Source organism: Oscillibacter sp. 1-3, from assembly GCF_000403435.2.
GTDB lineage: Bacteria > Bacillota > Clostridia > Oscillospirales > Oscillospiraceae > Oscillibacter.
Window position 1 is genome coordinate 649,398 of record NZ_KE159709.1, and the last position, 20,789, is coordinate 670,186.

Here is a 20,789-nt window from a genome sequence, read left to right on the forward strand (position 1 = left end):
TCACACCCCTGGCCCTTTTATGTATGCTCTGCGGGTCTTGCTCAGAAAGCGCTCTCCGCATTCGTGCCCTGTTTCAGACGGAAGGAGGCCACAAGCCCCTTGAGGAGGCTGGCCTGAGAGGACAGCTCCTCACTGGCGGCGGCGGACTGCTCGCTGGTGGCGGAGTTGTTCTGGACTACGCCGGAGATCTGGTCGATGCCCTCGGTGATCTGGCTGATGGAGACAGTCTGGCTCTCCACCTCCTCCACCACGATGGCCATCTTGGCGGTGACGCCGCCGGCGCTCTCGCTGGTGCGCTCCAGAGCCTCGGTGACCTTATGCACCACGTCGCTGCCCTCAGAGACGGCGGCGATGGAGCTCTCGATCAGGTCCTTAGTGGCCTTGGCGGCCTCGTCCGACCTGTTGGCCAGATTGCGCACCTCGTCGGCAACCACGGCGAAGCCCTTGCCGGCGCTGCCCGCCCGGGCGGCCTCCACGGCGGCGTTCAGGGCCAGAATATTGGTCTGGAAGGCGATGTTTTCGATGGCGGCGATGATCTTGCTGATCTCCTGGGAGGAGCCGGAGATGCGCTCCATGGCCAGGTTCAGGTTTTTGACATACTCCACGCTGATGCCCAGCTGGGCGCCCGCCTGTTCCACGAACTGACCGGCCTCCCTGGTGGCCTGCGCGGTTTTCTGGGCGTTTTCGGAGATGTCGCTGATGGTGGCGGAGAGCTCCTCCACGGAGCTGGCCTGCTCGGTGGCGCCCTGGGCCAGGGCCTGGGCGCTGGTAGACACCTGCTCGGAGCCGGAGGCCACCTGCTCGGCGCTGTTCCGGATCTGGTACATGGTGTCGTTCAGCCTGGTTACAATGCTGTCCAGAGACTTTTTGATGGACATGAAGTCCCCCACGTAGTCCTGCTGGGCGCCGTTGGTCAGATCGCCGTTGGCAATGGAATCCAGCACGTCGGCAATCTCGCCAATGTAGGAGCGCAGGCGGCGGATGGTCTCTTCAAAGATCCGGCCCAGTTCTCCGATTTCGTCGTTGGAGTGTACATTGACGCTGATCTCCTCGCCGCTGCTCAGGCCCAGGCGGCCCTGCACCAGGTATCCGGCCACCTGTGTGATCTCAGCCAGAGGGGCGGATACCGTCTTTTTGAGATACGCGGCCATTACCATAACACATACGACGATGACAATAAGGCTTACCACGGAGGACAAAATCACGGTAATAAGGATCTGCCGGCTGGCCTCGGCATTGGAGATGCCGGCGAAGATCAGCCCGTTGACATTTCCTCCGGCGTCTCTGGTGGGAACATAGGAGCAGAGGTACTCCTCGTCCAGGATGACCGCCTTGCCCACATAGGACTGTCCCTGCTGGAGCACGGTGCTGGACAGGCTGGAGGAGAGCTTGGTGCCTACGGCCCGCTCCCCGTTCTGGATCACGGTGGTGTAGGCCCGGGTATCGCCCTCAAAAATGGTGAACTCACAGCCCATACGGCTTTTCAGCTCGTCCAGCAGCTGATTGGGGTCCTCGCCGCCGCCGTTCTGGCTGAGTAGATAGGCCAGCATGTTGGTGCCGTTGGTGCAGCGGTCTTTCAGCATTTTGGTGGTCAGGCTGCGGAACATGGTCACACACATGACCACCGCAAAGAAAACTGAGACCACCTGCATGATAATGACCACTTTGCCGACCTTCTGGCCGATGCGCTTATCCTTTTTGCCAGCGCCGCCTTTGGAGAACTGGTTTTGTTTCATGCTTGCTCACTCCATTTGTTATAGTGTTTCTCTGTGGGCGGAATGCGCCGCCCAGCCTATCAATTATAATAAGGGTTGGAGCTTTTTGCAACCCTATTTTTTGTTCCGCTTTTTTGAAGTCTGTTTTCAAACCGATGCAATGCCGGATCGAGGCGGATACTTTCCACCGCGCTTCATTCAATTTTCTTGCCGGGCGGGCGGCCCGCCGTCGTCTACCACACCCGGTCCGGACAAAGGTCGTCCCAGCACCAGAGGGTCTGGTCCGTGTGGAGAATGATCTCACATTCCTTATGGCGGCGGTCAAACCAGACCCAGCACTTGTGCAGAACGGACTGCCAGCTCTGATATTGTGTGATGAACTCCACCTGGAGCGCCCCGCCGTTGACGGCGGCGAGGAAGTTTCCCGGCTCCCAGCCGACCCGGAGGGCGTTCCGCCGCTTTTTCTCCGTAAACACGTATATATCCACGCCGTCGATGTCCTCGTCAAGAATCCGGTATTTCACCTCGGACGGACCGGTTTTAACAATTTTGCCTGTGGTGTTCAGCGGGTGGTCCGGGATCACCCAGAAGCCGTCCGGAAAGCAGAAGGACAGCACCCCGTTTTCATATGTCATTCTCTCCGCGCGGCAGTCATGCAGGCTGAACAGGGAGGAGCCGCCGTCACAGTGCCGGTACATACTTTGTGTCCCCCCGTCAGCCCCGCGGATGGCTCTTTTTATAGGTGAGATACCCCTCCAGGATCAGCGACGCCGCCACGGCGTCCACAGTCTTTTTCCGTTTCCTGGCGTCTTTGCCGCTGTTCATCAGAATCCAATGGGCGTCGATGGTGGTGCGGCGTTCGTCCCAGAGGACCACCGGCAGGCCGGTCCGCTCCTCCAGCAAAACCTTCATGGCCCGGGCCTTCTCCGACCGGGGGCCCAGGGTGCCGTCCATGTTGATCGGGTGGCCCAGCACCAGCTCCTCCGCCCCGTGCTCTTTCGCCAGGGCGGCGATCCGCTCCACCGCGTCCTCCGGGCGGTAGGCGTCGACGGTGACAGTGAACCCGGCCAGCAGGCCGGTGGGGTCTGAGACGGCGATGCCGGTGTGGGCGTCGCCGTAATCAATGGCCATAATACGCATAGATTTCTCACTTTCCGGGGACAAAGTCCTCTTCCACAGGATAGCTGTCGGTGTCGGAGAAGTGCCACCACTCTCCGGCGTAGGGCTTGAAGCCGCAGTCCGTCATCACGTCCTCCAATAGCCGGGCATTGGCGGCGGCGGTCTCCGGTACGTCGCTGTAATCCCGGTCCGCCAGGGGGGAGAAGTCGTCAAACCCGGTGGGCATCTCCACCGGGGAGCCGTCCTCCAGCACCAGCGTCACGTCCACGGTGTTTCCCCGGCTGTGGGAGGAGAACCCCCTCTCCGGATTTGCCACGTACACCGGGTCCGGACAGACCTCCCACAAACGGAACTGGGCCTCCGTGGGGCGGAAGGCGTCCCAGATCAGCAGGGAGTACCCCTGAGCGGTCAGGATCTCCTGGGCGGCGGCCAGCTTCCGGGCGGTGCCGTACCGGAGATACGCCTCCGTGAAATCATAGATGACCTGGCCGGTGAAATTATCCTCGCCGGCGTATTTCAGGTCTGCCCGGATACCCGGGACGCAGTCTGACACCAGGACAAAGTCAGCAGGGGCGGGAGGAGGCTCCAGCTGGGGGGCGGGCTCCGGAACCGGCTCGGGCGCCGGGAGCGGCTTGGGTTCGGGGACGGGCGCCGGCTCCTCCGCGGCGGGGGCTTCCTCCGGCGGCGGGGACATCCGCTGTCCGCAGCCTGCCAGCAGGAGGGAGAGCCCCAGTGCTAGCGGCAGAAAAAATCGCATGGTTAGCACCTCGATCATCTTGGTTATACTGTTATGCAGGTGGAGTATAGCACACTTTCTGGGACAAAACAAGCTGCCGGAGGGAAACCACAGGAATCCTGGAATTTTTTTGCGGAAAACAGTTGACCTTGGACTTGACTTGTGGTAGAATCACATTTACCTGCGAGAAGGGGCTTTTTTGTCGTGCGCGCATTTCGCTTTTCGGCGTGCGGCAGGGGCCGGACTTCCAATCAGCAGGGAGGCAGTCGGCATCCCCGGCGAAGCCGGAGAGATGCCAATAATAAGGAGGTGCCGTTAATGCGCGTAAAAGTCACTTTGAGATGCAATGAGTGCAAGCAGAGAAACTACAATACGATGAAGAACAAGAAGAACACCCCGGACAAGCTTGAGCTGAACAAGTATTGCCGCTTCTGCAGAAAGCACACGCTCCACAGCGAGACCAAGTAATAAGAATGAAGAAAGGGCGTGTAACGTATGGCTGAAGAAGCGAAGAAGAAAAAGGACCGCGGGCTCTGGTTCCGCGAGATGAAAAGCGAACTGAAAAAGGTCGTCTGGCCGAATAAGCAGACGGTGATGAAAAACACCGGCACCGTGCTGCTGTGCTCCCTGGTGATCGGCGCCTGCATCTGGATCTTTGACTTCGTGGCGGTCTCCGCCGTGGATATGATCCTCAGCGTGTTCGGCGCGTAAGGAGAGCGGTATGTCAGACAGCGCGAAGTGGTATGTGATCCATACCTATTCCGGCTACGAAAACGCCGTCAAAACCAGCATTGAGAAGTTTGTCACCGGCCGCGGGCTGGAGGACCAGATTCTCCGGATGGAGATCCCCCTGGAGACGGTCACCGAGGTCACCGACTCCGGCGCCACCAAGGAGGTGGAGCGGAAGGTCTTCCCCGGCTACGTGCTGATCAAGATGATTATGACGGACGAGACATGGCATCTGGTGCGGAATGTCCGCGGCGTCACCGGCTTTGTGGGCTCCGCCAACAAGGCCATCCCCCTCAGCGAGGAGGAGGTGCTGGCCATGGGCATGGAAAAGCACGAGATCGTGGTCAGGTACAGCGTGGGCGACCATGTGCGGATCATGGACGGTCCGCTGGCCAGCTTCACCGGCGTGGTCGAGGAGATCGAGCCGGAGAAGAATCGGGTCAGCGTGGTGGTCTCCATGTTCGGCAGAGAGACCCCCGTGGAACTGGAGCTGGACCAGGTAGAGGTTCAGGCTTGACCATCCGGCGCTTTTGGGCGCTGTTCTGCCGGAGACGTTCCGGCGCAAGTGGGAGGGGCTTTTCACCGCCCCGCCAAAGACGGGCGCTCTGCCCGCCACCACATTCATAATTTAGGAGGTGCTACTCCGTGGCACAGAAAGTAACAGGTTATATTAAGCTCCAGATCCCCGCAGGCAAGGCGACTCCCGCGCCCCCCGTTGGTCCCGCTCTGGGCCAGCACGGCGTCAATATCGCCGCCTTCACCAAGGAATTCAACGAGCGCACCAAGAACGACGCGGGCATGATTATTCCCGTGGTCATTACCGTGTACGCCGACCGCTCCTTCTCCTTCATCACCAAGACGCCCCCCGCGGCCGTTCTGATTAAGAAGGAGTGCAACATTGAGTCCGGCTCCGGCGTGCCCAACAAGACCAAGGTGGCCACCATCTCCAAGGCCTCCATTCAGAAGATCGCCGAGATCAAGATGAAGGACCTGAACGCCGCCAGCCTGGAGTCCGCCATGAGCATGATCGCGGGCACCTGCCGCTCCATGGGCGTTGTCGTCGGCGACTGAGCCGAATACCTAAAACCTGCCGAACGGCCAAAGAGGCCGTTCCATACAGTGGGAGGAACTGTTTCCGAAGAACCACTATGAGGAGGAAGTAACATTGTTTAGAGGCAAGAAATATAAGGAAAGCGCCAAGCAGATTGAGAAAAATACGCAGTATGAGGCTGCGGAGGGCTTGGCTCTCGTTTGCAAGACCGCCAGCGCCAAGTTCGACGAGACCGTCGAGCTGCACGTGAAGCTGGGTGTCGACTCCCGCCACGCCGACCAGCAGGTCCGCGGCGCCATCGTCCTGCCCCACGGCACCGGCAAGACGGTCCGTGTGCTGGTGTTCGCCAAGGGCGACAAGGCCGACGCCGCCCGCGAGGCCGGCGCCGACTACGTCGGCGAGATGGACCTGGTGGAGAAGATCCAGAAGGAGAACTGGTTTGACTTTGACGTAGTGGTCGCCAGCCCCGACATGATGGGCGTGGTGGGCCGTCTCGGTAAGGTCCTGGGCCCCAAGGGCCTGATGCCCTCCCCCAAGGCCGGCACCGTGACCCCCGATGTGGCCAAGGCCGTGCAGGAGGTCAAGGCCGGTAAGATCGAGTACCGTCTGGACAAGACCAACATCATCCACTGCCCCATCGGCAAGGTGTCCTTTGGCCCCGAGAAGCTGGTGGAGAACTACAACGCTCTGATGGGCGCCATCGTGAAGGCCAAGCCCGCCGCCGCCAAGGGTCAGTATATCCGCAGCTGCGTCGCCGCCTCCACTATGGGCCCCGGCGTGAAGATGTCTACGGCAAAGCTTGTTTGATAGTTTGCTGAAAGGGGGGGACTGTTGTCCCCCCCTTTTTTGTATTCCGCTTGCCGGCCGCGGACCGGCGCCGCCGCCCGTTGATCTCGTCCCGGAGACCAAGCGGGCGTTCAGAGAGGGGCGTATCCATGAGTTTTTGTACAGAAAAACTAATAAAAACGCTTCATAATGGGAAATTAGGGCTTGACTTTTTGCCAAACCCTGTATATAATACTTCTTGCGTTCCAAAGACAGCAGGTGGGCTCTGCCCGTAAGTCCTGCCGAGGATGGCAGATCGTGAGATTGCTGCTCCGTCCGTGCGTCTTTGCGCGGACGGTTCTTTTTTGAACGCACCTATGATTCCTATGGAGGTGAACACAAGAATGCCTAATGCAAAGGTCTTATCCGAGAAGCAGGCCATCGTGGCCCAGCTGACTGAGAAGATCCAGAAGGCCACCGCCGGTGTGATTGTCGACTACAAGGGTATCACCGTTGAGGAAGACACCGCGCTGCGCCGGGAGTGCCGGGAGAACGGCGTGGATTACGCGGTGGTGAAGAACACCCTGCTCCGCTTCGCTTTCAACAACACCGGCCTGGGCGATCTGGACGATCTCCTCAATGGCACCACGTCTCTGGCCCTGTGCGACGACCCCGTGGTCCCTGCCCGTGTCATGGCCAATTACGCCAAGAAGCTCAACGACAAGTTTGAGATCAAGGGCGGTTTCATGGACGGCAAGCCCGTGGATCTGGCCACCATCAACTCCCTGGCTTCCATCCCCGCACTGCCCGTGCTGCAGGCCCAGGTCCTGGGTACCATGCTGGCTCCCATCACCGGTCTGGCTGTCGTGCTGAAGCAGATTGCCGAGAAGCAGGGCGCTCCCTCTGAGGAGGCCGCTCCTGCCGAAGAGGCTCCCGCCGCCGAGTAAGCGGCACCCACACACTTAAAAATTTACTATCAGGAGGTTCATACAATGTCTGAGAAAGTTACCGCCATGATCGAAGAGATCAAGGGTCTGACCGTTCTGGAGCTCAGCGAGCTCGTTCACGCCCTGGAGGAGGAGTTCGGCGTCTCTGCCGCCGCCATGGCCGCTCCTGCCGCCGCCGCTGCTCCTGCCGCCGAGGAGAAGACTGAGTTCGACGTGGTCCTGGCCGGCTTCGATGCTGCCGCCAAGATCAAGGTCATCAAGGTTGTCCGTGAGATTACTGGCCAGGGCCTGGCTGAGGCCAAGGCTACTGTCGAGGGCGCTCCCACCACTCTGAAGGAGGGCGTTTCCAAGGATGACGCCGAGGCTCTGAAGAAGCAGATTGAAGAGGCCGGCGGCAAGGTCGAGCTGAAGTAAGTTTAGGCGATTTTTGTCCCCCTCCCTCGCAAAACGGACAATGTATTCCAAATAAAATGACCAGATGCGGCTTTCATCATACGGCTTTCAGCCGTACATGGCTTGCAGCTGAAAGCTGTGTGCAGCCACATATGGCTTCCAGCCACAAAGGTCCGAGGCAACGACTTGTTGCTTCGGGCCTTTTCTTTTTATGTTTTTGGCCGGGAAAGCCGCAGTAACCGCTGAAACGGCCTGATTTCCGTCTTTTTTCTTCTTTTTCACCGCATGACTTTTAGCCACGCCCAAAGGCCTGTTTGCTGTACTTGCCGGGAGAAAACACTCCGGTTTACATGGCTGAAAACCGTGATTTCTGATTTTTCTCTTATCTATACGGCTGAAAGTCGTGCGCCGAAGGCCCCTCGCGGCTGAAAGCCGCGTGCTGAAAGCCGCGTGCTGGGCCAAGATAAGAGGGAGAAAGAGAGCGAAATAAAAGGGAGAAGAACAGAGTAGCTCAAACTAATTGGAATTAACATGAGCTTTTTGGAATAGCTCAATTTAATTCGAGCTTCCACTTCTATGGGGGGAAAACAGCAAATTTGTACTGAAAACCAGCAAAAATCCGTATATAGGGGGGATGTGCAGTCTAAATGTGACCGTGGCAATTAGACGAGCCAACTGCAAAAAGCTCAAGCTAATTCTAAAAGCTGCGGAAATGAAACTCAAAAAACGCGAGGTAAATCAAAAAAGCTCAAGCTAATTCTAATTCCGGGCAGTATCGGGCAGTGGGCATAACCGGCACAGAGCGGGGACTTTTCCTTTTGTGCAAAAGAGAAATCCCCAAAAGTGGGCAATGCGGCGTCCCGCAGTCCGATACCGTCAGAGGAGGATTCATGGAGAAAGCAAATCCCAAAGCCCGCGAGTATCGCTTTTTCAGTCAGAAAAACCAGAAGATGGTCTGCCTTCACAGCGAACAGGCGCTTGCCTATGCTCGGTATCTGGAGGACCGTCTTTGGGTAGCCGCTTATGACGCCTGTGTACCCTTGGAGCTGACAGACCAGATAGACCCCTGGGGCATCCGGTCGCTCTACTTCAAAACGGCCTGGGTTTCAGATTTTCGCCTGGTCTACGCAGACGGAAAACAGGCTGTCCGGGAGTTGGTACGGCTGGAAGACCTGGAAAAGCAGGCGGTAATAGAACGGTTGGAACTCTCCCGGCGGTACTGGATGTGGATGGCTAAAAGTCATCCAGTGGAATGGAAAGTCGAGGTGGTGGATTATAAGAAAAGCCTTTAACATAATCGGGATTCTTGCTCTGGTTGCCCTTGCCCTTTTTGTAATGGCAGCAGCACAGCCGCGCATGACTACGGCTATACAGCCTCATGCGGCTATCCAGCCGAACGGGGAGTCGGAGCCGCCAATTATCTGCCAGTATCTGGGGCCAAGGGAGACAATGCCATGAAATTCTACGACACTACTTGCCAGGAATGTCCTTTTCACCAGACAGCCGGAAGTTATACCCTGGGCACCACGCGATACTGTTCCGGATTCCCCGGACGAAAGCCGAAAAGATTCCCTCGCTCTGCTCCCAAGTTCAAGCCTCCCAAGTGGTGTCCCAGGCGGCTCTCCCCTGCTGTTTGCCGCGTCTTTGGCTTCAAGGATGAAGAAAGCGAGTGGCTGGAATTTCTTTTGCGTCAAGATAACAGAAGACGCCCTTGCCCGTTGAGCAGTCACTATAGCCCACGCATGGAGGTTCCCACCGGGCTGACCGCAAAGCAATTTTACACAAGCGTTAAGGAGGAATGCCTATCGCAAATCATACCCGGACTGGATGTGCGGCCAGGGGAAGTCATTTGCATTGATGACGGCCTGAAGCCCTACTATTTCTACTACCGCAGCGACTATGAAATTTCCCCATTGCCGGGGTTCAATCCAACAAAAGCGAGGTGAAAGCATGAACCGGTATGTGGAGCGGAACGGGGAGGTTTTCCATGTTCTGCTCCAGGAGGATGCGGGGGCCTGGCTGATATCCTGCCAAGCTCCGGCCGAGCCCTTCTTTGTGGCTCAAATTGAGGCTTTTAACCCCCTTGAGGCTTCCAGCCTCACTGAGGCCCTTTGCCCCCATGAGGCTCTTAGCCCCCACGAGGCTGAAAGTCTCATGAGTCCAGGGCAGGTCAAACGTCTGCGCCTGATTCAGCTTCTTTTAGGCGATTCACGCTGCATCACGGACAAGGCATACCGCTCAGCCCTCGCCAAGGAGACCGCTGAGCGGAACGGCACCACCTCCCGGAGAATCCTCCGGCTCTATTACCGCTATCTCGCCACTGGGAAACTCATGCAGGAGAGACAGCGAGAGCAGTCTGAAAACAAGGTTTACGATTGGGCGATTCGTACCTTCTACTTTTCCGCAAAAAAGCTCTCCCTCCGTGCGGCTTATGAAATGATGCTGGTTCAAAAATACACGGATGCCAAGGGCATCTTGCTGCCGGATGCGCCTACCTGGTCCAGTTTCCAGCACTACTTCTACGCCCATAATTACCACAAGCGGCCGCAGAAAATCATTGCCCGTGACGGTCTCTCCCACTATCAGCGGAATTGCCGCCCGGCGTTTGGTTCGGCATCCCGCTGGCGGGAAAGTCCGGGGAGCTACCAGATGGACGCCACCCAGGGAGACCTTTACCTGGTGTCCAGCCTGGACCGGAGCAGCGTAGTAGGCCGGCCGCAAATTTACATGGCAGTCGATTCCGCTACCCAGCTGATTGCCGGAATCTATGTTGGTTATGAGGCCGGGGAACGGGCAGTTATGGCCTGTCTGGAGAACGCAGCCAGCGACAAGGTGGACTTCTGCAGGAAATACGGTATCGAAATCCAGCCGGAGCAGTGGCCCTCCCGGGGGCTTCCCGGCGAAATCATCACGGATAAGGGCCGGGAATTTACCGGCTCCCGGATGGAGGAGCTCTGCCGGCGGTACGGCGTGGAGCTGCTGATTCAGCCGCCGTTCCGCCCGGATGGAAAGGGCCTAGTAGAAAAGGCCTTTGATTTGCTCCAGCAGCGATACAAGCCGCTCCTCCGTGGAAAGGGGGTAATTGAGTCGGATGCCCAGGAGCGGTGGGCTGTGGATTATCGGAGCCAGGCGGTCCTGACATTGGAGGAATTTACCCAGATTGTCATCCAATGTGTCATTTACCTGAACAGCGGGCGGGTCCTCCAAAGCGGAAAGACGCCCGCCCAAGTATGGCTGAAAGCCATGAGGTGGCTTTCAGCCACCGGTTCCGCCACCGGTTCCGCCACCGGTTCAGTCACCACCTCTGCCACCGTTTGGAAGGTACAGGATGTCCCTTCCAAAGAACTCCATGTCCTGTCTCTCCCCCGGGAGGAAGTCAAACTGACTCGCAAGGGGTTCCGGCTTCATGCTTTATCCTATGTTCCGCAGAACATGGACGGCCTGTATGTTGGAGATACCTACACTCTGGCCTATGACACCCTGGACCTCAGCGCGGTTTTCCTCATTGGTAAAGACCGTGATTCCCGGATTCCCCTGGCACCGGACCAGCAGCAGTACCAGGGCCTCACCCAGGCGGAAGCGGAGATTTGCCGGGAGCAGGAGCGGCAGGCTCGGAAACAGGCAAAGGCAGCGGAGACCCAGGCCAGTATCCAGACGATTCAGGGGATTCAAAAGATTGTGAAAGAGGCTGAGAGGAGGCGGCAGGAGTGAACAAGGATTTTGGCAATCCCCTTCTGGCTGCCATGCCGAAAATGCTGGCGCCGCAAGAACTGACGCAGGCAGTCCAGAGCCTGCCGCCGCTGCCAGCCGCGCCCTCTTTGGAGGGGCTGGCATTGCTCTCCAGCATCTTTATCCCCATGGATTATATGTACACCCTGTACGACCAGCTTTACCGGGCAATTCGGACGACCTACACGACACGAACCGTATTGGAAGGCATCCGGCAGACAAACGCTCTTTTCCGGGGAGATGCCGGGACCTGCTGCGCGACACAAGCGGCGGCCGGCTCTGTTTTAGGCGTCCCCGGCATTGGAAAGACCTCTACTATCCGCCGCTGCCTGGACACCATGCCCCAGGTGATTGAGCATACGGACTTTGAGGGCCAGCCGTTCTTCTGCAAGCAGGTATTATATCTGAGAGTGGAGTGCCCTTCGGATTGCTCCGTGAAGACGCTGGCTCTGAATCTGGTGGCGGCGCTGGACCGGGCCATTGGCTCAAACTATCTGCATCAGCTGACCGCCCTCCGTTCTGCGGCGGCTTCGGCGATTGCGGCGCAGGTAAAAATCCTCTGCATGACCCACCATGTGGGACTGATTCTGGTGGATGAAATACAGAACGCCGTTGTGACAGCCCAAAAGAACAAGCAGGTAAAGCCGCTGATAAAGTTCCTGGTGGAGCTAACCAACGACACCTGCACAGGGGTTTTCTTTGTAGGGACGCCGCAGGCAGAGGAGCTGTTCACCAGCCAGGAGCACCTGAAGCGCCGGACCCGGGGCATCCGCCTCCTGCCCTTGAAGCCGGATGGGGTTTACCGGAATTTCCTGAAGCTGCTATGGCAGTACCAGCTGACACCGGAGCGGGCGGAGCTGACGGAGGCCCTGGCCAACAAGCTCTATGACTGGTCCGGCGGCATCCCGGCATATATCGTGAAGATATTCCAGGAGAGTCAGGCCCAGGCTTTTCTGATGGGCCGGCCATGTATTGACGCGAAGATAATGCAGCAGGCAATCAATATTCTGGCGATAAAGGTTCCGAAAACCTATGCGGGCGGCACCTATCTCTCGGACTTTCCCCCGATAGGCTTTCAGCCTATCCAGCCTGCTGAGGAGAGCTGCAAGTCCCCGGCCGACCTCATGGCGGGCTGCAAGAAGGCGGGCTGCAAGCCCGTCGAGAGGAAGCGGCTTTACGCTAAAAAACGGGGCCGAAAGGCTGCCGTCCGGGAGGAACAGGACCTTCTGGCCGCATTCAAGGCCGGAACGGATATGCTGGAGCATTTGGCAAGGTTCAATCTTTTGGAAAAAGAAAGAGAGGATGAAAATGGAGATTCAGAAGATAATTGAGTACGCAAAGGCCCTCAAACCAGAGGACATGGAGTGGAAGCCGCTGTACCCCAACAATATGCCGGGGAATGGTCTGATGGGCTATGCGGCCCGCCTGGAACTTCCCGATGGCAGCGGGAGCCGGTATTATACCATTCGCCTTCAGTACAAAGAGGATGAACGGGGCTGCATGTTGGAGGAAGTGGAGTTGTATGTACTCTTTGAACGTACTCACTCCGGCTCTGATTCCTTTGTGAGAGCCTTCCGAACCTTGGATGAGGCAAAGGCTCGGGCCGTACTGCAATTCCAGATGGTTTACGGCTATGCCATGTCTTATTTGGCGGATGATATGTAACGATGCTGACTTATTTCCCGATGCCCTACCCAGGAGAGTGGTGGTACAGCGTCCTGTGCCGGTATCATGTCCGCTCCGGGAACATCAAACAGCAGACTACAATTCGAGAACTGTTCCCAGGCCGGATTACTGCTGCTATCAGTTCTATATTTCCTAACAGTACCATCCGACAGGTAATTGAACAGCTGCCATCCGATTGGCTTCTTCCTGAAGCTGTCATTACTCAAAACACACTGTTCCCGTACTACACAAGATTTTTCCTGGCAGAAAAAAAGACTGCCTTACTCGAAAAAGCCTGCCTGGGGGAAACTCCGACAATCACCAGCCTGAGGCGCTCAGCTAATCTCTCGAAGTGGCGGCCACGGTATTGCCCTCAATGTGCGGAAGAGGACCGTGCCATTTATGGAGAGGCCTATTGGCACATCGAACATCAAATTCCTTTTTTGAAAATCTGCCCAAATCACAAATGCAGTCTCTATGTTTTGGAAGAAATACAGCCTTCCCACTTAGGTTACACATTTTATCCATTAGAAGCCCAGGTTCTCTGTTTGGATAAATGCAAAGATATTCCTCTCTGGCAGAGGACAGTCGCCTCCATTCTATGGGAATATGAGACTTTGCCTCTAAAACCAGCTATTGCGGAAAATCATAACCACATTGCCGCTTGTCTGTCCAACATGGGCTACGGCGTCATTCAAAATCACAGCCCCAATGTCATCCTGGATGCAAAACGGCTTTATCAGGATATGGCTGACTATTACAGCCCGGAGGTGATGGAGGATATCTTTGGGGATGTCTGTATTATCAATCGGGCCTGCAAATGGGGGACAGCATCTCCAGAGCGGTATGCCTTATTGCAGTCTTTCGCAGGCGTTTCTTCGGAAACAGTTTTCAGCGACAGGCCGGTTTCAGACCACTATGCAGATGAATTAAAAGTCCTTCAATGCAGCGGTACGCACCTGACTAAAAAGCAGGTATTGGAACAACTCTCTGTAACGCCGTCACAGTTGAACATTCTTTTGAAGAAGTATCATTTAGAGCCATTCTGGCGGCAGATGGGAGGTGAGTGTGCAGAATTAGGGAGGCATCGGTTTTCCTTTGCACTGAATGACGAGGAATTTGCACGGTTCAAACAGGCCCTCCGAAAAAGCGGATATCGCTATGACAGTCATTTCATTCGTCAATGTGTTATGGCGTATATTGATGCAAACCAAAAAGAAGGGAGCGGTGATAACTAAAAACAGGCTTAGTTAAAAACAGCGGAATGGAAAGAAGAGTTGGTAAACGAAAGGAGTTGTCGAACATGAATCAGTATGAGAAAGCAGAAATCGTTGCGCGATGCGTTGCGCATCTTGCATGGCAGGCATGGCTCCCGGTGCGCGAGGTGGCGGCGTGCATCGGCCCGGAGCGCATGGAGGAGCTGATGAACTTTGCACAATGCCGCGAGTTCATGCCCATTGATGAGATGGCATGGGAAATCAACCGGGGCTGCTGGCTTGGCTATGAGCTGGATAAAGACGCGCCGCTGCCTCCGGAGGACTTTGGGGAGAAGACCGTTCAGCGGATGGAGGATGACGGCCTGGACCTTTACACAGCTTTGGTGAAAGCCTGACACGGCCTGTTTCCGGGAGAATTTTAGACAAAAGAGAAAAGGGGGCAATGAATAAAAAATGTGCCCTGGCCCGATACAGCACGGGGCATTTTCATGAGCAGAAAAAAGGGGGTCTATGAAAATGAAACAAAAGCTGACGGCGGCCCTGCTGGATGTCAGTCTGCGGGATTCCCGGTTTTGCGCGGAGCTGCTGCGGATGCTCACCAAAGGTGGCGAAGCGCCATCAGGTCCGCCTCAGTATATTGGCCGGCCGCCGGAAGAGCCCCTTCGCTCAGGCGTGCGTGTTCAAACGCAGGGTAAAACTGCGGATATCTCCATTGTAGAGAACGCGGTTCCCAAAGAGGACCTGGAGGATATGGTTTTGGCAATCCCACAGGATGTGCTGGCGGTTTTCCTCTGTATGGAAGGAATTATCGGGGTGGATGAGGCGATGACCCAGGTACAATGCTCTGGCAGACAGGGCCTTTTCCTGAATCTTAAAAATCCTGAATCTGACCTGCTCCAGCTTTTGGAAAGCACTCGATGGGGAACAAAGGGCACATTGCGGCTGCTGGAAAAGCTGTATGCGCAGAACGATTGGACGCAAGGTGGAGGAACTCCACAGGGTGGAAGAAGAAAACAAATACAGACTCATGCCGCCTCCCCTGCTGGAGCTGCTTTGGAAAGAGATTTTTCCTGTTCTCTATATCGACTATGATATTGGGAAGGACTTCATGCCTCAGTTCCGGGCGGCGCTGGAAAGGATTACAGAACTGATGAAAAGAATCCGCTGAGAAAGGAGACCATATGAAAGCGCGATTCCTTGATATTTACCATACCCACATCACTCGTCCAGGAGCGGATAAGCTTCTCCAATGGCTGGAGTCCACGGACTTTTTCACCGCTCCCGCCAGCACTCGCTTCCATCTGGCCCGGGAGGGTGGCTTGCTGGAACACAGCCTTCACGTCTATGACCGTCTCCGGAAGCTGTATCAATCTGAGCTTGCCGGCGGAGCGAGGCTGACGCCGGAACAGGAGGAGACGGCTGCTGTCTGCGGACTCCTGCACGATATCAACAAGGCCAATTTCTACCAGGTAGAGATGCGGAACCGGAAGAACGAGCAGGGTCAGTGGGAGCAATATCCATTTTATGTGATTCACGACCAGCTTCCATACGGCCACGGGGAAAAGAGCGTATACATCATCTCCGGGTTCATGCGCCTGAGCCGTGAGGAGGCTATGGCAATTCGCTGGCACATGGGCTTTTCAGACAACGACTTCCTGGGCGGCGGGTACTCCGTTGGGGGTGCGTTCGAGAAGTTTCCCCTGGCGGTCCTGACCCATATCGCGGACCTGGAGGCCGCCTATCTGGACGAGTGCAGGGAGTAAGCGGGAGGAACAAATGACTATTGCGGAAATTGAGCGGGGGTTGGGCGCAGCGGAGTTTGCCGAACGGTTTTTAAGCAGGCTTCTGGGGAGGGCGGTACGCCTTCCCCACCCTCCAAAGCTGGCGCCGCCGGACCAGAGCATTTACGTTTGCCCGGATGCCGAGGCCGCGGCAGAGGATGGGAGCGCCTATCAAATTTATATTGGCCGGAGCCGGGGCGGCCCCCTGGTGAAGGAACTGCAAATTTATGGCGGCCAGTATGAGGGAAGCCGTGACGAGATTCATGTTATCCTGATTTGTGAAGGCCCAGAAACTCCAAAGCACTGGAGACTGGAACCAGCCATTGTGAACACCCCGGACGGACAGCCTGTGGTGCTGGACGGCTCCAGAATCATTTACCACGCGCTGTTCCTGGAGCCGGGCGAAGGCCATAGCTTGCGGTACCGGCGGAAGCAGGTTTCCTTTGCGGCATTTTCCAAAGCGAAGGAAGCCGGAGCCAGTGACCATGACGCGCTCCTGCATGCCGCCGATGCGGATTCCGGCTTTCTGGCAGCTTTCAATTGCTGATGATGTATAAGCGGCCAGGAGCCACCCGTGTAATGGAAAACAGTTGTTATTCGTTACATTGGAAATGACCCTGAAATGCTGTGGAGAAGCCCGTTAAAAAGGGGGATTTTGTTACGAAAAAAGAAGCTGGGATTTCTGTTACACACAGTCATGCAGTTACGCATGGTCATGCGATTACGCATGGTTATGCCCGCTGCTCCACCAACGAGGACCGGCAGGACATCGACCGGCAGACTAGGGAGCTGAAAAAGCATGGCGCGGAAAAGGTCTGGCTGGAGTATGAGCATGGAGACGCCGCCTCCAAGGAACAGCAGGCATTGATGCTGGAAACGGCCAGGCCGGGGGACACCATTGTGACGCTGGAAGTCTCCCGTTTGGCCAGGTCCACCAAGCAGCTCTGCGAAATCATTGACATCATCCGGGAAAAGCGGCTGCGGCTTGTCATTGTGGGGAGCATTACCCTGGACTGCCGGAATGGAAATCCTGACCCCATGACAGAGGCGTTTTTGCAGATTGCCGGGGTGTTCTCGCAGCTGGAACTGTCCATGATACGAAGCCGGGTGCGCTCAGGCGTTGAGAATGCCCGGGCCAAGGGCAAGCGGCTGGGCCGTCCCCCGGTCTGTGCGGAACGGGTGCCGGAGCATTTCCTGCGATACTATCCCCGCTATCAGAGCGGCAGCATCAACATCTCGGAGCTGGCCCGGCTGGCACGGGTCTCCCGGCCTACGGCATACCGCTATCTCAAGGCGCTGACATGAAGCAAGGCCCTCCCGACTGAGAGGGCCTTATTTTTTAGGCAAAAAAGAATGTGAGGGGGCCGTGCGGGGAGCAGTTCCCTACCGGCCCGATATCGTAGGGGAAGTTACAGGCTCGCGGAACCTGTTACAAAAATGCTCCCGGAAGCAGTAACAGGTGAATCCCTTGCAGGACAATGGTTACAGCCTCTGTGTTACATGATTACAAAATTACAGCACTGGAAGCCGGAACACGCAGAACATACTCACCGCTGCCGCCGCTCTCCACATAGGGACGGCTGGCAGGCACAGAATCCTCCGCCGGGGAGTGGACAGCAAGGAACTCCTCCCACCGCTGAATGCCCCTTTGAAAATAGGGAATCCCACGGTGCAGCTTACTGCCGGCCGGAGCGGACGCGGCCCGTTCCAGCGTGGCCCTCAGCGAAGCCAGGGACTCCAGCGCCATACGGTACTCTGCGGGCGTACAAGAAATCAGCATACAAAAACCTCCTTAAAATAGGCACAATTATCCTGCTGTGCCATTTCAAGGAGATTTACTATAAGTAAGTATACTCGTTTGCGGTGTATATGTCAAGTCATTATTTTCGTCAGTGTCGGGCTGGCCTGAAATGCCCAATTCCTGCTGCCGCTTTCTCCTTTTGCCAAATCTCGGGTTTTGACAAAAAGGAAATGCGGGCAGCAGGAAACAGGTTTTATTACGGCCCGATACCGCCTGGAGTGGGGATTACAGATTTTCCCTGACCATTACAAAATTCATGCTGAAATCTGTAATCTTTGAATCCGTTGCAGCGCAACAGATACAGCCTCAATATTACAAAATTACAAGATTACAGAGCAAATGTGCAAAAACTTATATCTGGGGACAGGCTCCCTTTCCCACAGGTCTTTAGAATAAGAATTTGTTTTCCTATATATTAAATTGTAATAATGTAATTTTGTAATACCAGAGGGAAATCCCTTGTGCCGCAAGGCTTTCAGGAATTACAGAAATATTACAAGTTCAGTGAAGCCTGTTACATTGTAATGCCTGTGTCTGAAAGCTGCCCCCGGCCAGTATCGGGCCAGCTTGAAAAGCTCAATTCCTGCTGCCGCTTTCTCCTTTTGACAAATCTCAGGTTTTAGACAAAAGGAAATGCGGACATCTGGAGTAAGGTTTTCTTACACGGCCCGATACAGCCCGGAGGTGGAGGTACAAGCTGCCTTTGACTGCTGTAAAATCCGTGTTGGGTGCGCAAAGACTCTCAACAGGCGTCATGCTTTCCTTTACCACAGGTCTTTGGAATAAGAATTTGTTTTCCTATAAATCAAATTGTAATAATGTAATTTTGTAATTTCAAGGAGAAATCCCTTGCGCCGCAAGGCTTTCATAGATTACAAGAACATTACAATTTCAGTTGGGCCCGTTACATTACAAAGGCCATATCTGAGATTGCCCCGGCCAGTATCGGGCTGGCTCGAAAAGCTCTATTCCTGCTGCCGCTTTCTCCTTTTGACAAATCTCGGGGTTTGGACAAAAGGAAATGCGGGCATCTGGGAAAAGGATGATATTACTGCTCGATACCATCATTTGAAAGTTACAAGCTGTTCCTTCCAAAACCAGTCTCACTTGCGGAGAGCTGCGCCAAAATCAGGCAATAGGTTTCTACAAATTGCCGGGCGGCGGCAGCGGCAGCATATTTGGCGGACAGGCTGGCGTCCATGAGAAACGTGTCACAGACCATAGAAACGCTACCATCTGCCAGAAGGCATAGCTTGATGCCCACATATTTACTGTTGAAGTCGTTTGCCTGGGCCAATGTACCATTCATCCAGCGGCTCCGGATGCTCAGGATATGGGACGAAGCCCAGGTTATTTCCAGGCGGATTTCCCCAGGGTCATCCTCCAGGCGCCGGATGGCGGATAAATGGCCTTGTGTCTTTACACATTGAAAATGACACTCTCTTTGCAGAGCGCCCCGGAGATAAACCAAAACCTCATCCTGCCGGCTGCTGATACCTGCTGGAGCGGCGGAATACTCGGCTGCGGCGTACCGCTTGTTCTTCCCCAGCAAAACAGCATCCTCAAAGGAAAGCTCCTGCCCGGACTCCCTCGCTCTGGCAATCCGGGCATTGACAGTGGCCGCGCTTATCCCAAAATGCGCCATGGCGGCGCTGCGGCTGGGGAAAATCATTCCTGCCACTGCAACCTCCCGTTTCCGGTGCCCTGCCGCCGCTGCCTGTTTAAGCGCCTCGGCAGTCGCTTCCTGTTCCGGCAGCCCCTCCTTCATCAGTCCCTTCCTCCGGGCATAGACGGAGCCGGGGCTGATGCCCAGCCTCCGGCAGGCCGTAGCCAGGGAAGGATATTCCTTACCATCCACGCAGAAGGAGTTCTGCGCGGGTGGTTCTTCTTTTTTGCCATGGAGCATGGAAACCGCTTCCTCTGGACTGACGCCCTTTCTTATGACGCGGAGAAGGCTCTGGTAGTCAATGTCGTAATCACTGGCAAGCTCCTGAAAGCTGTCATATTCCTGCTGGAAAACAACGATTTTCCCGTTTCCCATAGCCGTTTCCCCCTCTTTATGGCATATAAACTGATTCTATCATACTCAATTTGTCATACAGTGTTGTTTTTTCTGACTCTGCATACAATAACTTTATCGACCAGCTTGCACTGAATTTAACAGGCTTTTCGGCAATGACTTTATAAGTGATTTCTGCAAAATAGAAAAAGCAGAGTTTGCATATAATAAATCAGAACACAAAAATAAACTGTGAAAGGAAGTCTGATTATGAAAAATGAAACCTACATCACTGTGAAAGAACTTGCGGAACGCTGGCGCTGCAGCCGCCCCTCTGTTGTGCGCTATCTCAAAATCCATGAGGCCAAGGTGGTCCAGCTGGGCCGGAATATCCTGGTTCCATCCAGCGAGGTTGCCCGTTTGGAGGGAGACAATGGCCTGTAATACATTTTGCAAAATAGGATATAAGAAGTTCGCATACAATAAACTGACACAAAAGCAGAAAGGATGAATGCTTATGCCAAAAAATATCATATTTGAAAAAGACAAAGTAATTTGCGAAACCGAAAAGCTGGACAAAAGCGGAAAAACGGTTACGCAGAGCAAAACCATGATTACAGCTGGAATCGCCAAAGCAACCGAACTGGTCATGTTGAACAAGGACGGCTCTGCTTGTCCCAAACGGGAAATTGAGCTGGTATTTCAGCGGGAAAACGGCGAGTATCACACAGCACGTATGGATATCAGTGAACTGATAGACAGCAGGAAGTTTATGAACGCCATCAATCACCTGGATATCGTAGTCTTCGCGACACGGGAGGAAATGGGGCTCCTTAAGCGGGCTCTCATCCAATACAGTAAGTTTTCCTCTTGTACCCAACAATGGCGCAGCGGCATCTTTGAGGAGAACGGCCGGCTCATCTACGTAGACCGTAATGGATTTGTTGCCGCTGATGACAAACAATGGAATAAAAGCATGGTCGCTGCTCCCAGGTCGCCGTATCGGGACCTGACCGGCGTTTCTGATGTCACGGAGGAGACCATTGAAGAGGCCGTTGCAAAGCTGCATGAATACGGCCCCCTGAACCGCTGCGCCGCTGTCATCGGGTTTGCTCAGGCTGCGGCACTGAACTGGCACCTGG

At 55.4% G+C, this 20,789-nt stretch carries 27 protein-coding genes and 1 other annotated feature; of the genes, 20 read left to right on the top strand and 7 right to left on the bottom strand.

Annotation, left to right across the window (positions count from 1 at the left end; all coding sequences use genetic code 11):
- Nucleotides 1-41: 41 nt before the first annotated feature.
- From C816_RS15650 to C816_RS15665, 4 genes are all read right to left on the bottom strand, one after another.
- Nucleotides 42-1,736: a methyl-accepting chemotaxis protein gene (locus C816_RS15650; RefSeq protein WP_016323375.1), complete on the bottom strand. Its 1,695-nt coding sequence runs from the start codon at nt 1,734-1,736 to the stop codon at nt 42-44.
- 212 nt (nt 1,737-1,948) lie between these two features.
- Entirely contained in the window at nt 1,949-2,413 is a 465-nt protein-coding gene (locus C816_RS15655) for a hypothetical protein (RefSeq protein WP_016323376.1), read from the bottom strand.
- Nucleotides 2,414-2,429: 16 nt separating this feature from the next.
- Nucleotides 2,430-2,846 (bottom strand): Holliday junction resolvase RuvX, encoded by a 417-nt coding sequence (gene ruvX, locus C816_RS15660; RefSeq protein WP_371254387.1) that lies wholly within the window; start codon nt 2,844-2,846, stop codon nt 2,430-2,432.
- 16 nt (nt 2,847-2,862) lie between these two features.
- Complete coding sequence (locus C816_RS15665; protein ID WP_016323378.1) at nt 2,863-3,591, bottom strand: M15 family metallopeptidase; 729 nt, start codon at nt 3,589-3,591, stop codon at nt 2,863-2,865.
- Between the two features lie 297 nt (nt 3,592-3,888).
- Here C816_RS15665 and rpmG point away from each other — a divergent pair, with 297 nt between their 5' ends.
- The 7 genes from rpmG (at nt 3,889) to rplL (ending at nt 7,476) form a co-directional block, all read left to right on the top strand.
- A complete protein-coding gene (gene rpmG / locus C816_RS15670; RefSeq protein WP_016323379.1) occupies nt 3,889-4,038 on the top strand; it encodes a 50S ribosomal protein L33 in 150 nt (49 codons plus the stop codon).
- A 27-nt stretch (nt 4,039-4,065) separates the two neighbouring features.
- A complete protein-coding gene (gene secE, locus C816_RS15675; protein ID WP_016323380.1) occupies nt 4,066-4,281 on the top strand; it encodes a preprotein translocase subunit SecE in 216 nt (71 codons plus the stop codon).
- Nucleotides 4,282-4,291: 10 nt separating this feature from the next.
- Nucleotides 4,292-4,816, top strand: a complete 525-nt coding sequence (gene nusG, locus C816_RS15680) for a transcription termination/antitermination protein NusG (protein ID WP_016323381.1) — start codon at nt 4,292-4,294, stop codon at nt 4,814-4,816.
- Nucleotides 4,817-4,944: 128 nt separating this feature from the next.
- Nucleotides 4,945-5,370: a 50S ribosomal protein L11 gene (rplK, locus tag C816_RS15685; RefSeq protein WP_016323382.1), complete on the top strand. Its 426-nt coding sequence runs from the start codon at nt 4,945-4,947 to the stop codon at nt 5,368-5,370.
- A gap of 94 nt (nt 5,371-5,464) precedes the next feature.
- Nucleotides 5,465-6,157 (top strand): 50S ribosomal protein L1, encoded by a 693-nt coding sequence (gene rplA, locus C816_RS15690; protein WP_016323383.1) that lies wholly within the window; start codon nt 5,465-5,467, stop codon nt 6,155-6,157.
- A gap of 206 nt (nt 6,158-6,363) precedes the next feature.
- Nucleotides 6,364-6,488, top strand: a sequence feature (ribosomal protein L10 leader region).
- Between the two features lie 31 nt (nt 6,489-6,519).
- On the top strand, nt 6,520-7,062 hold the full coding sequence (rplJ, locus tag C816_RS15695) for a 50S ribosomal protein L10 (protein WP_016323384.1): 543 nt from the start codon (nt 6,520-6,522) through the stop codon (nt 7,060-7,062).
- A gap of 45 nt (nt 7,063-7,107) precedes the next feature.
- On the top strand, nt 7,108-7,476 hold the full coding sequence (rplL, locus tag C816_RS15700) for a 50S ribosomal protein L7/L12 (protein ID WP_016323385.1): 369 nt from the start codon (nt 7,108-7,110) through the stop codon (nt 7,474-7,476).
- Nucleotides 7,477-7,563: 87 nt separating this feature from the next.
- Here the strand turns inward: rplL and C816_RS23865 are convergent, their stop codons facing one another.
- Nucleotides 7,564-7,755, bottom strand: a complete 192-nt coding sequence (locus tag C816_RS23865; RefSeq protein ID WP_242832216.1) for a hypothetical protein — start codon at nt 7,753-7,755, stop codon at nt 7,564-7,566.
- A gap of 590 nt (nt 7,756-8,345) precedes the next feature.
- Between C816_RS23865 and C816_RS15705 the strand changes: the two genes are divergently transcribed.
- From C816_RS15705 to C816_RS15750, 11 genes are all read left to right on the top strand, one after another.
- Nucleotides 8,346-8,747 carry a PDDEXK family nuclease gene (locus C816_RS15705; protein WP_016323386.1) on the top strand — a complete coding sequence of 134 codons (402 nt, stop codon included), beginning with the start codon at nt 8,346-8,348 and terminating at the stop codon, nt 8,745-8,747.
- 162 nt (nt 8,748-8,909) lie between these two features.
- Nucleotides 8,910-9,401 (top strand): hypothetical protein, encoded by a 492-nt coding sequence (locus tag C816_RS23870; protein ID WP_155979040.1) that lies wholly within the window; start codon nt 8,910-8,912, stop codon nt 9,399-9,401.
- Nucleotides 9,402-9,405: 4 nt separating this feature from the next.
- A complete protein-coding gene (locus C816_RS15710) occupies nt 9,406-11,166 on the top strand; it encodes a Mu transposase C-terminal domain-containing protein (RefSeq protein ID WP_016323387.1) in 1,761 nt (586 codons plus the stop codon).
- The gene (locus tag C816_RS15715; RefSeq protein WP_016323388.1) at nt 11,163-12,515 is read left to right on the top strand and encodes an AAA family ATPase; all 1,353 of its coding nucleotides are present in this window, start codon (nt 11,163-11,165) and stop codon (nt 12,513-12,515) included. The genes C816_RS15710 and C816_RS15715 overlap by 4 nt, the downstream gene beginning before the upstream one ends.
- Nucleotides 12,493-12,849, top strand: coding sequence for a hypothetical protein (locus C816_RS15720; protein ID WP_016323389.1), 357 nt, complete (start codon nt 12,493-12,495; stop codon nt 12,847-12,849). Before C816_RS15715 ends, C816_RS15720 begins: the two co-directional genes overlap by 23 nt.
- Nucleotides 12,850-12,851: 2 nt before the next feature.
- Nucleotides 12,852-14,087 carry a TniQ family protein gene (locus C816_RS22010; RefSeq protein ID WP_016323390.1) on the top strand — a complete coding sequence of 412 codons (1,236 nt, stop codon included), beginning with the start codon at nt 12,852-12,854 and terminating at the stop codon, nt 14,085-14,087.
- 65 nt (nt 14,088-14,152) lie between these two features.
- Nucleotides 14,153-14,461, top strand: coding sequence for a hypothetical protein (locus C816_RS15730; protein WP_016323391.1), 309 nt, complete (start codon nt 14,153-14,155; stop codon nt 14,459-14,461).
- A 121-nt stretch (nt 14,462-14,582) separates the two neighbouring features.
- A complete protein-coding gene (locus C816_RS23875) occupies nt 14,583-15,158 on the top strand; it encodes a hypothetical protein (RefSeq protein WP_016323392.1) in 576 nt (191 codons plus the stop codon).
- A gap of 89 nt (nt 15,159-15,247) precedes the next feature.
- Entirely contained in the window at nt 15,248-15,829 is a 582-nt protein-coding gene (locus C816_RS15740) for an HD domain-containing protein (protein ID WP_016323393.1), read from the top strand.
- A 13-nt stretch (nt 15,830-15,842) separates the two neighbouring features.
- Nucleotides 15,843-16,394, top strand: a complete 552-nt coding sequence (locus C816_RS15745; protein WP_016323394.1) for a hypothetical protein — start codon at nt 15,843-15,845, stop codon at nt 16,392-16,394.
- A gap of 80 nt (nt 16,395-16,474) precedes the next feature.
- Nucleotides 16,475-17,152 carry a recombinase family protein gene (locus C816_RS15750; RefSeq protein WP_016323395.1) on the top strand — a complete coding sequence of 226 codons (678 nt, stop codon included), beginning with the start codon at nt 16,475-16,477 and terminating at the stop codon, nt 17,150-17,152.
- 199 nt (nt 17,153-17,351) lie between these two features.
- Here the strand turns inward: C816_RS15750 and C816_RS15755 are convergent, their stop codons facing one another.
- Nucleotides 17,352-17,627: a hypothetical protein gene (locus C816_RS15755; protein ID WP_016323396.1), complete on the bottom strand. Its 276-nt coding sequence runs from the start codon at nt 17,625-17,627 to the stop codon at nt 17,352-17,354.
- Between the two features lie 1,096 nt (nt 17,628-18,723).
- Nucleotides 18,724-19,689, bottom strand: a complete 966-nt coding sequence (locus tag C816_RS15760; RefSeq protein WP_016323397.1) for a hypothetical protein — start codon at nt 19,687-19,689, stop codon at nt 18,724-18,726.
- Nucleotides 19,690-19,917: 228 nt separating this feature from the next.
- Here C816_RS15760 and C816_RS23880 point away from each other — a divergent pair, with 228 nt between their 5' ends.
- Nucleotides 19,918-20,091: a helix-turn-helix domain-containing protein gene (locus tag C816_RS23880; protein WP_016323398.1), complete on the top strand. Its 174-nt coding sequence runs from the start codon at nt 19,918-19,920 to the stop codon at nt 20,089-20,091.
- 73 nt (nt 20,092-20,164) lie between these two features.
- On the top strand, nt 20,165-20,789 hold a 625-nt coding region (locus tag C816_RS15765), incomplete at its 3' end, for a hypothetical protein (protein ID WP_016323399.1).